16 protein-coding genes and 1 other RNA gene are annotated in these 15,258 nt (G+C 63.8%); 10 read left to right on the top strand and 7 right to left on the bottom strand.

The window, feature by feature from the left end; translation table 11 throughout:
- Positions 1-135 precede the first annotated feature (135 nt).
- The 3 genes from QWZ03_RS16875 to QWZ03_RS16865 form a co-directional block, all read right to left on the bottom strand.
- Entirely contained in the window at positions 136-519 is a 384-nt protein-coding gene (locus QWZ03_RS16875) for a diacylglycerol kinase (protein WP_290333782.1), read from the bottom strand.
- Entirely contained in the window at positions 516-1,292 is a 777-nt protein-coding gene (locus tag QWZ03_RS16870) for a BPSS1780 family membrane protein (RefSeq protein WP_290333781.1), read from the bottom strand. Before QWZ03_RS16870 ends, QWZ03_RS16875 begins: the two co-directional genes overlap by 4 nt.
- Before the next feature lie 183 nt (positions 1,293-1,475).
- On the bottom strand, positions 1,476-1,877 hold the full coding sequence (locus QWZ03_RS16865; RefSeq protein WP_290333780.1) for a hypothetical protein: 402 nt from the start codon (positions 1,875-1,877) through the stop codon (positions 1,476-1,478).
- 126 nt (positions 1,878-2,003) lie between these two features.
- Here QWZ03_RS16865 and QWZ03_RS16860 point away from each other — a divergent pair, with 126 nt between their 5' ends.
- The gene (locus QWZ03_RS16860) at positions 2,004-2,303 is read left to right on the top strand and encodes an Mpo1-like protein (RefSeq protein ID WP_290333779.1); all 300 of its coding nucleotides are present in this window, start codon (positions 2,004-2,006) and stop codon (positions 2,301-2,303) included.
- 187 nt (positions 2,304-2,490) lie between these two features.
- Here the strand turns inward: QWZ03_RS16860 and QWZ03_RS16855 are convergent, their stop codons facing one another.
- A complete protein-coding gene (locus QWZ03_RS16855) occupies positions 2,491-4,521 on the bottom strand; it encodes an oxidoreductase (protein WP_308447577.1) in 2,031 nt (676 codons plus the stop codon).
- Between the two features lie 70 nt (positions 4,522-4,591).
- The gene (locus QWZ03_RS16850; protein ID WP_290333778.1) at positions 4,592-5,458 is read right to left on the bottom strand and encodes an alpha/beta hydrolase family protein; all 867 of its coding nucleotides are present in this window, start codon (positions 5,456-5,458) and stop codon (positions 4,592-4,594) included.
- A gap of 320 nt (positions 5,459-5,778) precedes the next feature.
- On the opposite strand from QWZ03_RS16850, the gene QWZ03_RS16845 reads away from it, so the two are divergent.
- The gene (locus QWZ03_RS16845; protein ID WP_290333777.1) at positions 5,779-9,291 is read left to right on the top strand and encodes an indolepyruvate ferredoxin oxidoreductase family protein; all 3,513 of its coding nucleotides are present in this window, start codon (positions 5,779-5,781) and stop codon (positions 9,289-9,291) included.
- Positions 9,292-9,368: 77 nt separating this feature from the next.
- Here QWZ03_RS16845 and QWZ03_RS16840 read toward each other — a convergent pair whose 3' ends face one another.
- Complete coding sequence (locus QWZ03_RS16840; RefSeq protein ID WP_290333776.1) at positions 9,369-9,905, bottom strand: DinB family protein; 537 nt, start codon at positions 9,903-9,905, stop codon at positions 9,369-9,371.
- A 179-nt stretch (positions 9,906-10,084) separates the two neighbouring features.
- The gene (locus tag QWZ03_RS16835) at positions 10,085-10,588 is read right to left on the bottom strand and encodes a TlpA family protein disulfide reductase (RefSeq protein WP_290333775.1); all 504 of its coding nucleotides are present in this window, start codon (positions 10,586-10,588) and stop codon (positions 10,085-10,087) included.
- Positions 10,589-10,737: 149 nt separating this feature from the next.
- Between QWZ03_RS16835 and ylqF the strand changes: the two genes are divergently transcribed.
- From ylqF to QWZ03_RS16795, 8 genes are all read left to right on the top strand, one after another.
- Entirely contained in the window at positions 10,738-11,667 is a 930-nt protein-coding gene (gene ylqF / locus QWZ03_RS16830; RefSeq protein ID WP_284195444.1) for a ribosome biogenesis GTPase YlqF, read from the top strand.
- Positions 11,664-12,539 carry a helical backbone metal receptor gene (locus tag QWZ03_RS16825; RefSeq protein WP_290333774.1) on the top strand — a complete coding sequence of 292 codons (876 nt, stop codon included), beginning with the start codon at positions 11,664-11,666 and terminating at the stop codon, positions 12,537-12,539. Before ylqF ends, QWZ03_RS16825 begins: the two co-directional genes overlap by 4 nt.
- A gap of 31 nt (positions 12,540-12,570) precedes the next feature.
- Positions 12,571-12,786: a coiled-coil domain-containing protein gene (locus tag QWZ03_RS16820; protein ID WP_284195442.1), complete on the top strand. Its 216-nt coding sequence runs from the start codon at positions 12,571-12,573 to the stop codon at positions 12,784-12,786.
- Positions 12,783-13,091, top strand: a complete 309-nt coding sequence (locus tag QWZ03_RS16815) for a cell division protein ZapA (protein WP_284195441.1) — start codon at positions 12,783-12,785, stop codon at positions 13,089-13,091. Before QWZ03_RS16820 ends, QWZ03_RS16815 begins: the two co-directional genes overlap by 4 nt.
- Before the next feature lie 28 nt (positions 13,092-13,119).
- Positions 13,120-13,300, top strand: a non-coding RNA gene (ssrS, locus tag QWZ03_RS16810) — 6S RNA.
- 27 nt (positions 13,301-13,327) lie between these two features.
- The gene (locus QWZ03_RS16805) at positions 13,328-13,903 is read left to right on the top strand and encodes a 5-formyltetrahydrofolate cyclo-ligase (RefSeq protein ID WP_290333773.1); all 576 of its coding nucleotides are present in this window, start codon (positions 13,328-13,330) and stop codon (positions 13,901-13,903) included.
- A gap of 152 nt (positions 13,904-14,055) precedes the next feature.
- Positions 14,056-14,523 (top strand): EVE domain-containing protein, encoded by a 468-nt coding sequence (locus tag QWZ03_RS16800; RefSeq protein ID WP_290333772.1) that lies wholly within the window; start codon positions 14,056-14,058, stop codon positions 14,521-14,523.
- The coding region (locus tag QWZ03_RS16795; RefSeq protein WP_290333771.1) for a sulfite exporter TauE/SafE family protein at positions 14,520-15,258 on the top strand (739 nt) is incomplete at its 3' end. The genes QWZ03_RS16800 and QWZ03_RS16795, both read left to right, overlap by 4 nt.

The following is a 15,258-nucleotide window of genomic DNA, read 5'->3' as shown; positions in this document are numbered from 1 at the left end:
GGCGCGGGCGGGGGGGGTGGATTCGAATAAGGGGGAGAGCCTACTGGTTCAGGCTGCGTGCACGTCCAGCGCCAGGGTTGCCCTGGCGCCTGCACTGGCGTCACACTCATCGATGCCCTCAGCCCATCCAGGCTCTCAAAGATTCATCAGGCCAAACGCCCACAAGCAGGCCATATTGATCAGGCTGAACAATTGCGCGGCGCTGCCCAGGTCCTTGGCCCGCTTGGCGAGGGTATGGTGGTCCAGCGAGGTGTGGTCCACGGCGGCTTCGATGGCAGAGTTGAGCAGCTCCACCACCACGCTGAGAAAGTGGGCGAACACGATCAGTGCCCTGGCCCAGTGTGGCAGCGGCAGCCATAGCGCCAGGGCGATGCCGGCCAGCGCCAGCAGACAGACCTGGCGGAATGCCGATTCATGCTGCCAAGCGGCCTTGAAGCCATCCAGGGAATAGCCGGTTGCGTTGATCAATCGGCGCAGGCCGGTCTTGCCCTTGAAGGGGCTCTCTTCGGTTGGGCTCACGGGGTGTCCTCGGCCAGTTGCTCTGGCAGTTCCGGGTAGATGTCGCGATAGGCTGCGTAGCTGGCACCTATCAGCACAGGTATCAGCACCAGGTAGCCCAGCATCAGCGGAATGGCCGCGATGATGCACAGGGGCAGGGCGATCAGCCCGGCGATGGTCAGCGGCCGCCAGTTGGCCCAGGCGGCCTTGAACGAACTCTGGATGGCGGCGATCGGTGCCACATTGCCCAACACCGCCAAGGCGGGGGCGAAGGTAAAGGCCATCAGCACCACGCCATACAGCAGCAGGGCGACCAGGATCACCACCAGGATGCCGACGCCCAGACCGGCCAGCACACTGGCCGCGATGGCGGCTTCGGATGCGGAACCGCTGAGGGTGGCGCCACTGAGGAAGGTGCCGGCGCCCAACGTCAGGGCCAGCATGCCGGCAATCAGCGCGACCGCCCATTGCGCGATCAGCAGGCCCAAGCCCACGCCCAGCAGGGGCAGGAAGGGCTGCTTGAAGCCGGCAAACAGATGGCTGATCTCCAGCTCCTGGTCGCGCACCAGCCGGGCACAGCCTATGAGCATGCCGCCCAGCAGCACGGGGGCGAACAGGGGGGCTGCCAGTGCACCGGCACCCGTGATGCTGGCGGCCATGTTGAGCAGTATCCAGATCACCGTAATGGCCACCCAGATACCCGGGTTGCGCTTGAACAGCTCGAAACCCTGAACGATCCAGTCCCAGCCGCGACCGGCGGCCACAACGCGAAAAACAGGCAGGCTATTGTCCATGCAAGTAGTACTCCCGTTAACCATCATATTGAAGATGCGTTAGCGCGGTCGGCCAGGGACAAGGCCGGCAGGCGCATGCTAAGGCAGGCTTGCTACAGCCTGACTACAGGGAGCAGGCTGCACGACGCTACATCCTAGCGCCTGGCGCGCGCCAGTTCACCTGCCTTGTGGTTGACCCGCCCGCTAGCCGGCATCGGCATCGGGGCCATGGCGGGGTAGGGTAAAGAACAGCGTGGCAAGCAGGGCCAGCCACAGCGCGCCCCAGAGCAGACCGCTGAGCTGGCTTATTGAGGTGAGCAGCAGGGCAAGTGCCGATAGGCCGAACACCACCATCAGGAACAGCCGGGCAACCAGCCGGGAATGACGCAGCAGGATGCGCAGAAAACTGAAGCCGGCAAACATGGCCAGCAGCAGCCCCAGCACCGGCAGGAACAGCACGAGGCGATCGGCCGGTTCCGGGGCCAGGTCCATGAACAGCAGCAGCGCTGGCAGCGTCAGCAGGGCCTGGGCGACGCTGCTGATGCAAACCAGCAGGCAGATAGGCAGGGTCAGTTTCAGGGTCAGCGGCATCTGTCGGAAGCGCACGGTTCAGCCTTGGTTGGGGGGATCTCGAAGCCTGTAGCGTAAACCATATCGCTGATCCAAGGGGCTGGCGCAGCCGCCCCGCTGAGCGCTACATTCAAGCTACCCGACCCTCAGGATGCATGCGCCATGCCCTACACCAGCTTCAAGGATTTCTACCCCTATTACCTGGGCGAGCACCAGAACCGCACCTGTAGACGGCTGCATTTTGTCGGCAGTGCCCTGGTGCTGCTGCTATTGCTGGCAGCCTTGTTGCGTGGCCAGGCCGCTTTGCTGTGGCTGCTACCGGTCATAGGCTATGGCTTTGCCTGGGTGGGCCATTTCTTCTTCGAGAAGAACCGGCCAGCTACCTTCAAGCACCCGCTCTATAGCCTGATGGGCGACTGGGTGATGTTCTGGCAGATGCTACGGGGGCAGATCAGGTTCTAAGAGCCTGTTCAAAGTCTTTTCGCAGCCTTGCCCTTCACCCGGCAAGGTTGCGAGCCTAGCGGGCCGGCGCGCGGCGAAAAGACTTTGCACAGGCTCTCATTGAGTCGGCGCGGGCATGAAAAACCCCCGGGCTGGGCCGGGGGTAGTCAGCTGCCAGATACATTCTGGCAAGGGCAGGGTACAGCGATCAGATTGCCGCTGCCAGGCGTGAGCCCTGGTTGATGGCACGCTTGGCATCCAGTTCGGCGGCGACATCGGCACCGCCGATCAGGTGCACTGTCTTACCGGCCTGCTTGAGGGCTTCTTCCAGCTCGCGCAGCGGCTCCTGTCCGGCGCAGATGATGACGTTGTCCACCGGCAGTATCTCGGCCTTATCCTTGATGCGGATATGCAGGCCGGCATCGTCGATCTTGTCGTACTGCACGGCCGAGATCATCTCCACCTGCTTCATCTTCAGGGCCTGGCGATGGATCCAGCCGGTAGTTTTGCCCAGGCCGTCGCCGACCTTGCTGCTCTTGCGCTGCAACAGCCAGACCTTGCGTGGCGAGGGATGGGGCTGCACGCCAGCGGCGGCCAGGCCACCCTTCTCGGTCAGGGTCTTGTCTATGCCCCATTCTTTCAGGAAGCCATCTACATCCAGGCTGGTGGGTACGCCCTCGGTGGTCAGGTATTCGGCGGTATCAAAGCCGATGCCGCCGGCGCCGATGATGGCGACCTTCTCGCCCACCGGCTTCTTGTGGCGCAGTACGTCCAGGTAGCTGAGCACCTTGGGGTGGTCTATGCCGACAATGTCGAGTTTGCGCGGTGCGATGCCGGTGGCCAGGATGACTTCATCGAAGTCGCTCAGCTCGGCGGCCGTGGCGCGATGGTTCAGCCGGATCTTGACGCCGGTCTGGTCCAGCCGGCGCTTGAAGTAGCGCAGGGTCTCGTGGAACTCCTCCTTGCCCGGCACCTGCTTGGCTACATTGAACTGGCCGCCGATCTCGTTGGCGGATTCAAACAGGGTGACATCATGGCCGCGCTGGGCGGCGACCGATGCGAAAGCCAAGCCGGCGGGGCCTGCACCGACGACAGCCAAGCGCTTCTGCTGCTGGGTGGGAGTGTAGTTCAGCTCGGTCTCGTGGCAGGCGCGTGGGTTGACCAGGCAGGTGGTCATCTTGGCCTGGAAGATATGGTCGAGGCAGGCCTGGTTGCAACCTATGCAGGTGTTGATATCCAGGGCGCGGTCTTCCTCGGCCTTCTTCACCCAGTCGCTGTCGGCCAGGAAGGGCCGTGCCATCGAGATCATGTCGGCGTCGCCGCGTGCCAGCACTTCTTCGGCCACGTCCGGCATATTGATACGGTTGGTGGTGACCAAGGGAATGCCGACCTTGCCCTTGAGTTTGCGGGTCACCCAGGTAAAGCCGGCGCGGGGCACCATGGTGGCGATGGTGGGGATGCGGGCCTCATGCCAGCCTATGCCGGTATTGATGATGGTGGTGCCGGCGGCTTCGACGGCTTGGGCCAGCTGTATGGTCTCGTCCAACACCGAGCCGTTGTCCACCAGATCCAGCATGGAGAGGCGGTAGATGATGATGAAGTCGCGACCCACCCGTTCGCGCACGGCGCGGACGGTTTCGATGGGGAAGCGCATGCGGTTTTCGTAGCTGCCGCCCCAACGGTCGGTGCGCTTGTTGGTCTTCTCGGCGATGAACTGGTTGATCAGGTAGCCCTCGCTGCCCATCACTTCCACGCCATCGTAGCCGGCTTCCTTGGCCAGCTCGGCACAGCGGGCAAACTCGTCTATGGTCTGCAGTATCTGCTCGTCGGTCATCTCGATCGGCTCGTAGAAGGCGATGGGCGAGGTGATGGGCGAGGGGGCGACCGGCTTGGGCTGGAAGCTGTAGCGGCCGGTGTGCAGTATCTGCAGGCAGATCTTGCCGCCAGCCTGGTGCACGGCATCGGTGACGATGCGGTGATGGGCCACTTCGTCGGCGTTATGCAGCATGGCGCCACCTTCGTAGACGCGGCCTGCCTCGTTGGGGGCCACGCCACCGGTCACGATCAGGCCAACGCCGCCTGCGGCGCGCTCGGCATAGAAAGCGGCCATGCGCTCGAAGCCATTGGGCGATTCTTCCAGACCGGTATGCATGGACCCCATCAGCACACGGTTTTTCAGCGTGGTGAAGCCCAGGTCCAGGGGTTCAAGCAGGTGGGGGTAGCGGGCGTGCGACATCATGGGCTCCAGTACGGTAGGGTTGGCGCCGGGGCTTGGCCGGCGATTTATCTGTGATTCAATCAAAGGTAGTTCAAGCGCTGAGCGCTGTCAGTTCGGGGGCGATCAGCCGCTGCCACAGGGCAGCCTGGTTCTCCTTGCGGAAAAAGCCAAAGTGACCGATACGCTGGAGGCCCAGCTCCTGCGGGCTATAGCGTTGACGGCTCAGTGTACTGCCGGTGTAAAAACCATGTAGTGAGGCCACATTGCGCTGAGACATCATTTCGTCGTCGGTGAAACCCAGCGACACGATGGGCGACCGCACGGCGGCAAAGCGCTGACGTACCGCTTCGCCTTCCACCCCTACGGCGTAATCGCGATGCAGGCACCAGCGGCGCCACTGCTGCATCACCCCACGGGGCAGGTCGCCCACCATATTGAGGCGACGGCCGGGAAAATAGCCCCAGATAGGCGTCAGCAGCGGGGCGAAGAAATACCATAGCAGCCAGGCGCGGCGCTTCAGGGCCCAGGCATTTTCCAGCCAATAGCCGCTGCCGGCGGCGATGGTCAGGATACGGCTGGCCTGGTTGATGTTGGGAGTGAAGGCAGGCAACTGGCCGCCCAGGCTGTGGCCTATCCACAGCAGCGGCTTGCCCGGTGCCTGGGCCTGGGCGGACTCGAGCATGGCGGCGCAGTCGTGCTGGCCCCAGCCGATGACGTCGATATCCAGCTTGGGCAGCGGCACATGGCGCGAATCGCCCATGCCACGGTAGTCGAAACTGAGAGCCGTCCAACCCTGCTGGGCCAGCCAACGGGCGAACGGCGCATAGAAACTTTGCGGCACGCCCATGGCCGAAACCAATAGCACGACGCCGCGTGCCTCACCATCAGGGCGATACAGCCGCGCCGCCAGCGGATAGCCATCAGCAGTGTGGATTTCCAGTGTGGATTCGATGCTCATCTTGCCTCCATGACCCTTACGATAATTATTCGCCAAGTCTTTGATAGGCAAGATACTTACTAATTAGTAAGTAGTCAATCGAGCACTTGCTAGGTGTGTTAAAACCCGCAATTGACGTTAACGTCAAATAAGCCGAGCATTTGCTCAAAAAAGCGCCTAGAATGCGCGCGCATCGCTGTCGTCGTAGCCAGGCCTACCTGCCATTGTGTGCATGTACGATGGCGATAGGAACCCGCTTCGCCCAGCCACAAGCTACAACGAAGCTAGCCACGACCGCAGCCTATCGAGCATGCGGCCTGCAGCCAAAAGAAGGAGACATCATGGGAAATATCGTTTCCCTTAACGATAAGTACGCGCTGGCCAAGGGCCGCGCCTTCATGACCGGTACTCAGGCGCTGGTGCGCCTGCCCATGTTGCAACACCAGCGAGACCAGGCCGCCGGCCTCAATACCGCTGGCTTTATCTCCGGCTATCGCGGCTCGCCCCTGGGCGGGCTGGATCAGGAACTGGTTCGCGCCAAGAAATACCTCGAGCCGCACGGCATCGTCTTTACCCCAGGCGTGAACGAAGACCTGGGCGCCACCGCAGTGTGGGGCTCGCAGCAGGTTGGCCTGTTCCCTGGCGCCCGTTACGACGGCGTGTTTGCCATGTGGTACGGCAAAGGCCCAGGCGTGGACCGCTCCGGCGATGTCATTCGCCACGGTAACGCAGCGGGATCCAGCCAGCATGGCGGTGTGCTGCTGATTGCCGGTGACGATCACGCAGCCAAGTCGTCCACCCTGCCACACCAGACCGACCACGCCTTCGACGCCTTCATGGTGCCCGTGCTCAATCCGGCCGGCGTGCAGGAATTCCTCGATTTCGGCATCCACGGCTGGGCCATGAGCCGCTACTCCGGCTGCTGGGTCACGCTCAAGGCGATCTCCGACACGGTGGAATCGTCGGCCATCGTCGATATCGACCCGGACCGGGTGCAGCCAGTGCTGCCCACCGACTTCAAGATGCCCGAGGGCGGCCTCAATATCCGCTGGCCCGATCCCCCCCTCGAGCAGGAAGAACGCCTGCTGCACCACAAGCTGTATGCCGTGCTGGCCTATGTGCGCGCCAACAAGCTCAATCGCATCGTGGTCGATTCGCCTAAGCCGCGCCTTGGCATCATGACCTCGGGCAAGAGCTACCTGGACGTGATGCAGGCGCTGGACGACCTGGGCATAGACGAAAAGCTGGCAGCCGATATCGGCCTGCGTATCTTCAAGGTTGGCCTGACCTGGCCGCTGGAGAGCGAAGGCACCCACGCCTTTGCCGAGGGCCTGGATGAAATCCTGGTGGTGGAAGAAAAGCGCCAGGTGCTGGAATACCAGCTGAAGGAACAGCTCTACAACTGGCGCGAGGAAGTCCGCCCCCGCGTGATCGGCAAGTTCGACGAAAAGGGCGAATGGACCCTGCCCGAAGGCAACTGGCTGCTGCCGGCCGCCGGCGAACTGACCCCGGCCATGATCGCCAAGGTGATCGCCAGCCGCATTGCCCGCTTCTATACCAGCGAAGTCATCGAAGAGCGCCTGCGCTTCCTCGACGAGAAGGAACACGCGCTGAAGAAGCCGCGCGACATTATCCTGCGCCAGCCCTACTTCTGTTCCGGCTGCCCGCACAATACCTCCACCAAGCTGCCCGAGGGCTCGCTGGCCCTGGCCGGTATCGGCTGCCACTACATGGCCATGTGGGTGACGCCAGGTACCAAGATGTTCAGCCAGATGGGTGGCGAGGGCGTCACCTGGGCCGGTATCCAGCCGTTTACCGACACCAAGCACATGTTCGTGAACCTGGGCGACGGCACCTATTTCCACTCCGGCATACTGGCCATACGCCAGGCCGTGGCCGCCAAGCTCAACATCACCTACAAGCTGCTCTACAACGACGCCGTGGCCATGACCGGCGGACAGGCGGTGGACGGCACGCTCACGGTGCCCATGCTGACCCGCCAGCTGGAGGCCGAAGGCGTCAACAAGATCATCATCACCACCGATGAGCCGGAGAAATACCAGGGCGTGACCGGCCTCGCCGCCGGCATCACCATCCACCCGCGTGAAGAGCTGGATCGCATCCAGCGCGAACTGCGCGAACTGCCCGGCGTCACCATCCTGATCCACGACCAGACCTGCGCCGCCGAGAAGCGTCGCCGGCGCAAGCGCGGCAAGATGATAGACCCGCCCCGCCGCGTGTTCATCAACGAGCGAGTGTGCGAAGGCTGCGGCGATTGCTCCAAGCAGTCCAACTGCCTGTCGGTCATCCCGGCCGAGACCGAGTACGGCCGCAAGCGCAAGATCGACCAGTCCAGCTGCAACAAGGACTTCAGCTGCCTCAAGGGCTATTGCCCCAGCTTTGTCACGCTGGAAGGCGAGGTCAAGCCCAAGCGCTCCAAGCTGGGTGCTGAAGCCTACGCCACCCTGCCAGCGCTGCCTGAGCCCGTCCTGCCCGGCCTGGATCACCCCTGGAGCGTGTTGGTCACCGGCGTGGGTGGCACCGGCGTGGTCACCATCGGTGGCGTGCTGGGCATGGCGGCCCGCATCGACGAGATCGGCTCGACTGTGCTGGACCAGACCGGCCTGGCGCAGAAGGGCGGCGCGGTGACGACCCACCTGCGCTTTGCCAGCGAGCAGAGCAAGCTGCACGCGGTGCGCATTGCCGCGGGCGATGCCAACGTGGTGCTGGGTTGCGACATGGTGGTGACTGCCACCAACGACTGCCTGGGCAAGATGCGGCACAACCACACCTATGCGCTGCTCAATGGCTTCGAGGCAGCTACCGGCGACTTCACCAAGAAACCGGACATGAAGTTCCCCGCGAGCTCCATGCTGAACACGGTCAAGCAGGCCGTGGGTGAGGCGCATTTCGACCAGGTGGATGCTACCCAGATCGCCACCGCGCTGATGGGCGATTCCATTGCCACCAATATGTTCATGCTCGGCTTTGCCTGGCAGAAGGGCCTGATCCCGGTGACGGGCGAGTCCATCATGCAGGCCATCGAACTGAACGGCGCCGCCGTGGCCATGAACCAGCAGGCCTTTGTCTGGGGTCGCCATGCCGCAGTGGACCGCGTCATGGTCGAGAAGATCGCCTTCCCGCAGGTGCGCGAGGCCATCAAGCTGGCCAACCAGACCCTGGACGAATTCATCGCCCGCCGTGTGGCCGACCTGACCCAGTACCAGGACGCCGCCTATGCTGCCCGCTACAGTGCCATGGTGGACAAGGTGCGCAACGCAGAACGCCGCGCCGCACCGGAATCCGAGCTACTGACCTGGGCCGCTGCCCGGGCCTACTTCAAGGTACTGGCCTACAAGGACGAATATGAAGTAGCGCGGCTCTACACCGACGGCGAATTCAGGAAGCAACTGGCCGAGCAGTTCGACGGCAGCTATACCCTGAACTTCAGCCTGGGCCCGACCTGGCTGCAATGGCTGGCCAAGAACGGCCAGGCCAAGAAGTTCAAGCTCGGTGGCTGGGTGATGGGCGCGTTCGGCATGCTGGCCAAGATGAAGGGCCTGCGTGGCGGCAAGCTCGACCTGTTTGGCTACGCCGAAGACCGCAAGATGGAACGCCGCTTGATCACCGAGTTCGAGCAAGGTCTGGAAACTCTGCTGGCTGGCCTGAGCGGCGAGAAGCTGGCCCAGGCTGCCGAGATCGTCGGCCTGATCCAGCAGATTCGTGGCTACGGCCATATCAAGCTGGCGGCCTACGATGCAGTCAAGCCCGACTGGGATGCCAAGCTCAAGCAATACCAGGGCATGGCCGCTCCCGCGGCGGCGGCTGCCAAGCCGGCACCGGTAAGGCTGTGACAGGCTGGAACCTGGAATGAAGAACGCCACCCTTCGAGGTGGCGTTCTTCATTTGAATGGCTATGTGCTGCAGCTTGCTAGCCGTTTGCCGCCACCCGCGCATTCGCCAGGCTGTCCTGCATCTCGCGCCGGTAGTAGCTGTAATCCATCTCCGGTGCCGGGGCGCCCAGGCGGGTGGCGGCGGCCGAGGCCTGGCCGCGCTGATGGGCGCAGTCGGTGGCGATATGGGTGAGGATGTCATGCACCCAGAGGGTGTGCTCCTTGCCCGAGGTGGTGCGGTAGCGCAGCTCGCCCTCGAAGAAGTCGGCCGGCTGCGCCTGCAGCCAGTGCTGGGTTTGGCGCAGGGTTTGCTTTAGGGCCTGCTTCAGTTCGCGCCAGTCTTCATGCAGCTGCTGATCGGGCCGCAGATCCTGCGGTTCGCCCCGCAGGCGTCCCCACCACAGCAGGTTGGTGACCAGCAGGTGGTTGACCGTGCCATGCACACTTTTGAAGAACAGCCCCTCATCGCGCTTGCGCGCCTCGTCCGATAGCTTGTCCAGGCTTTCGAACAGCTTGTCGCTGGCCCAGTGCTGGTAGTCGGCCTGATACAGGAAGTGGTTTTTCCACGAAATCATTTCATCCTCCGGAAGGCTCGGTATGTAGCGGTAATACCTGTCATATGAGCATAGGTGCTGCTAGCCACAAGCCCATAACCAAACGGCCGCTATAAGCGGCCGTTTGTCAGCTTGGAACGCCCGTACCAATCGGGCATTGCAGTCACTTAGGGCTAGGACAGATGCCTGGCCACCGGCGTTCAGCTTTCCTTGAGTTTTTCCTCGATCAGGGCGTGCAACTGTTCGAAATCGGGTTCGCCCAGGTAGCGGCGGACGATGCGGCCCTGCTTGTCGATCAGGAAGCTGGTGGGGGCCAGCCGGACGTCACCAAAGCGCTGGGCGATGCTGCCGTCGATATCCAGTGCGATGAAATAGGGTATCTGGAACCGCTCGGCGAAGGCGTTGATGACCTGGGGCGGGTCGATATTCATGGTCACGCCTACGGTAGCAAAATCGCGGCCCTTGAATTTGTGGTGGGTGGCGACCAGCTTGGGGGTCTCGCTGACGCAGCCTACGCAACTGGGGTACCAGAAATTCACCAGTACCACCTTGCCCTTCAGGCTGGCCTGGGTGAGCTGTTCGCCCTTGAGCGAGGTGTATTGCACGGCTGGGGCGGCGCTGCGGCCCAGGTTGTCGGCAAAGAAGAAGGTGGCGATGGCACCGGCGATAGCCAGGCCCAGGCCCAATTTGACGAGGGGTTTCATGGTTGGGAATGTACCGCGGAATGCTGGATCATGGCGCAATAGAGCGCCAGAGCCTGCTAAAGTTGCGAAAGGCGGTATTGTATTGATTTTCCGGTGCTTTCGCTGCCGGCGTTATAATCCGCGCCCTTTGAAACGAGACGAGCACAGCTATGGCGATCCAGTGGTTCCCCGGCCATATGAACAAGGCCAAGAAGCAGATCGCCGAGACCATGGCCAAGGTGGACATGGTGATCGAGGTGCTGGATGCCCGGCTGCCCCGGATCACCACCAACCCGCTGATACATGAGCTGCGGGTGCATCGGCAGCGGCCCAGCCTGAAGATACTGAACAAGGCCGATCTGGCCGACCCCAAGGTGACCGCCGCCTGGGTGCAGCATTTCAAGCAGGAGGCCAATACGGCCGTGCTGACCATGGACGAGGCGGGCAAGCTGCGTGATACCGCCAAGGTGCTGGCTGCCTGCCGCCAGCTGGTACCGCATCGCACCGGTGGTGAGAAGCCGGTGCGGGCCATGATCCTGGGCGTGCCCAATGTGGGCAAGTCCACCCTCATCAATGCCCTGGCCAAGCGCAAGCTGGCCAAGGTGGCCGATACCCCGGGCGTGACCCAGTCGCAGCAGCGTATCGAGCTGCCCGACGGCACCATCCTGGTCGATACCCCCGGCATGATGTGGCCCAAAATTGCCTCCAACAACGACGGCTACAAGCTGGCGCTGTCGGGCACCATAGGCCGCAATGCCTTTGATGCCGAGGAGGTGGCCTGGTATGCCATGGGCTGGCTGGCGCTGCATTATCCCGAGGTGATACGTGGCCGCTACAAGCTGCCCGACCTGGCCGCACCGGGCGATGTGCTGTTCGAGCAGGCTGCCCGGGCGCTCGGTTGCGTACAGTCGGGCAACCGTATCGACGCGCAGAAAGCGGCCGAGCGCATACTGACCGACTTCCGCGCCGCCACACTGGGCCGTATCTCGCTGGAAAGGCCGGCCGATAGCCTGGACCTGGACCTGGGTGAGGACGAGCCCGACGCCCACCTGGGTGTGCCGGATGCCCAGGCCGGTACCCTGGACGAGGCGCAACCGTGAAGCGGGCCTGGCTGGCCTGGCTGGCCTGGCTGCTGTGCCTGCCGGCCTTGGCGGCCGTGACCGTGCAGGACGACGCCGGTAAGACCGTACAGCTGGCCCAGCCGGCCCAGCGCATCGTCAGCCTCAGCCCCCATGCCACCGAGCTGCTGTATGCCATCGGTGCCGGCGGCAAGCTGGTGGGCCGCGACGGTGCCAGCGATTACCCGCAGGCGGCCACCCGGCTGCCGGCCGTGGGGCTGTATGGCGCCTTCAATGTTGAGAGCATCGTGGCCTTGCGGCCTGATCTGGTTGTGGCCTGGGAAGGCCCGCAGGCAGGCCAGGCGACGGCGCGGCTGCGAGAGCTGGGTATCGTCGTGTATGCCAGCCAGCCGGCCAGGGTGTCGGCCATACCCGCCGCCATGCGTGATCTGGGCAAGTTGGCCGGCTTGGCTGGGCAGGCCGATCTGGCGGCGCAGCAGTTTGAATCCGCCTGGCGCAGCCTGGAGCAGCGCTATGCCGGTAGCGCCATACTCAGGGTGGTGCCCCAGGTAGGCCATGAGCCCGCCATGACGGTGAACGACCAGCAGTTCGTGGCAGCGGTGTTCCGCGCCTGTGGCACACGTAATCCCTTTGGCACCGAGCGCGCTGCAGTGCCCTTGCTGTCCGCCGAATCACTGCTGGCCATGCGGCCCGATGCCGTGGTGGCCTTGGCTGATCGGGCTGCGGCCGAGCAATGGCTGGGCCAATGGCGCAAGCTGCCGTTCAAGCCGGCCTACCTGAGCGTGGCGCCCGATACCCTGGGCCGCCCAGGGCCGCGCCTCCTGGCGGCTGCCACGGCCTTGTGCAGCCGGCTGGATACGCTACGGCGGGCCACGCCCGCAAAAATCGACTAGAATTTGCCGCAGGACATCAGCCCGGAACGCCATGGAAGCCGAACTCAACAGCCTGGAAGACCGCATCAAGACCCTGGCCATGTTGTGCCAGCAGCTGCGCAGCGAGAACGTCGAGCTACGCAAGACGGTGCTGACGCTGAAGAATGACAACCGCCGCCTGAACGAGAAGGTGGAGGGGGCCAAGACCCGTGTGGAAGCACTGCTGGGCCAGCTGCCGCTGGTCGATGAGCAGGAGGAAGCCGAATGAGCGAGGCCAAGCAACTGGACGTGACCATCATGGGGCGCGAGTTCCGGGTGGCTTGTCCGCCCGAGGAAGAAGTGGCCCTGATGGAGGCCGTGGCCTTCGTGGACAGGCGCATGCGCGAGATACGCGATAGCGGCAATGTGATGGGGGTGGACAAGATCGCCATCATGGCTGCGCTCAATATCGCGCATGAGTTTATGGGCACCCGAATTGCAGGCGGTTTTGACGTAGCCGACTTTAGGCGTAGAATCGGCCACATGCAGGAGACTATCGACGAGGCGCTGAAGGAACAGCAGCAGTTGTTCTAGGCCCCGGGTCTCCTCCGCAGATTTTCCAGTTTCCCTGCGGCGTTTGTTCCGGCTCTATATTCTTTGAACCAATATATTGACCCGGGTTGTATGGCTGGCCGCGCCTGTTGTGCGCATCGTTCATCCGATGCACCTGAAGGCGTGCCGCTTGCGACCACTTGAACCGTTAGGTTCAAGATGAGAGCCGGAACGGCGCCCGCGGGGACCCCCATTCCCCGCCCTTGCAGACCCCACCCATGACCGACAAAGCCACGCTCCGCCGCCAACTGCGCCGGCGGCGCATGGCCGTGCCCGCTGCCGAGCGCGAGCGGGCCGAGCGCCTGGTGGCCGCCCGCTTGCGGCCCCTGCTGCGGCGCGGCATGCGCTTGGCTGCCTATGTGGCGCTGGGTTCGGAACTCTCCCTGGCACCCTTGATCAGCCTGGCGCAAGCGCGTGGCGTGGCGGTCTACCTGCCGGTGGTACCGCGCCGTGGCCGCCGCATGCGCTTTGCTGCCCTGGCCGACCCGCAGGGCGTGTGGCGCCGCAACCGCTATGGCATACGTGAGTACCACGCCCGCAAGCTGATCAGCGCCCGCGCGCTGGACATGGTGCTGCTGCCGCTGGTGGGCTTTGATGCCCAGGGGGGGCGATTGGGGCAGGGGGGCGGGTATTACGACACCACGTTTGCCTTCCGCGCCCATCGCCAGCAATGGAGAAAACCCAGGCTGTGGGGCGTGGGCTTCGAATGCCAGCGGGTGGCCGCCATACCGCGCGAGCCTCATGATGCGCCGCTGGATGGGGTGATCAGCGAGGCTGCGCTGTACCGCGCTTAAGCGCCGCTCTAAGTCTTTTCGCTCCAATACGGACCACCAGCATGGCCGCAGCGGTATACAGCGCGGCGGCCGGACTGCAGAAATGGCCACTGCATCTGGTGGCACATCCCCAACTGGCTCTAGACTGCGGGTTTTGACGGTGGAGCAAGCCCATGGCCTACTGGTTGATGAAAGCCGAACCTGACGACGTGAGTATCGACGATCTGGCCGCCATGCCCGGGCAGACCGTGGGCTGGTATGGCGTCCGCAATTATCAGGCCCGCAACTTCATGCGCGACCAGATGCGCCAGGGCGATCAGGTGCTGTACTACCATTCCGGCTGCGCTGTGCCGGGCGTAGCCGGCATTGCCGAGGTATGCTCCGGTCCTTACCCTGACCCCACCCAGTTCGACCCGGCCCATCACTATTACGACCCCAAGTCGACCCCCGCCCAACCACGCTGGCAGCAGGTGGATGTGCGCCTGGTCAGGAAGACCCGCTTCCTCAGTCTGGCCGACATGCGGGCGGCACCGGCCCTGGATGGCATGCTGGTGCTGGCGCGTGGCAATCGCCTCTCCATCACCCCGGTTGAGCCAAGCCATTGGCGGGCCGTCATGGCGCTGCTGGGTGAGCCTGCATGAGCCTGACCCTGCTGGCCTTCCTGGCCACCGGCTGTGCGGCCGGCTTTCTGGCGGGCCTGCTGGGGGTGGGCGGTGGCCTGATCATCGTGCCGGCCCTGGTATGGGTGTTCGAGCAGCATGGTTTTCCGCCCCAGCACACGCTGCATCTGGCGCTGGGCACCTCCTTGGCCAGCATCGTGTTCACCTCGCTTTCCAGCGTGCGGGCCCATCATGGCCGGGGAGCCGTGCAGTGGGCTACCGTCAAGCGGATGGGGCTGGGCCTGGCGCTGGGCACTTTTGCGGGTTCCTGGCTGGCAGCGCAAGTCGATAGCCTGTGGCTGAAGTGGTTTTTCGTGGCCTTTGCCTACCTGGTGGCGGCGCAGATGCTGTCGGGCTACAAACCCAAGCCCAGCCGGCAGTTGCCGGGTGCGGCGGGCCTCAGTACCGCAGGTGGGCTGATCGGTGGCGTGTCGGCCTTTGTCGGCATAGGCGGCGGCTCGCTGTCGGTCCCCTTCATGAGCTGGTGCAATGTGCCGCTGCAGACGGCAGTGGGCACCTCGGCCGCGCTGGGTTTCCCCATCGCGGTGGGGGGCCTGCTGGGCTATGCCGTCAACGGAGCAGGGCTGGATCACCTGCCGCCCTGGAGCCTGGGTTTCGTCTATCTGCCAGCGCTGGCCGGCATCGTGGTGGCCAGCGTGCTGATGGCCCCTCTGGGTGCAGCGGTGGCCCACCGGCTGCCGGTAGCCACGCTGAAGA

The organism is Chitinimonas viridis (genome assembly GCF_030409555.1).
Classification (GTDB): Bacteria; Pseudomonadota; Gammaproteobacteria; order Burkholderiales; family Chitinimonadaceae; genus Chitinimonas; species Chitinimonas viridis.
Note: the sequence above shows the minus strand (reverse complement) of the source record. Positions and strands in the feature narration are given on the sequence as shown.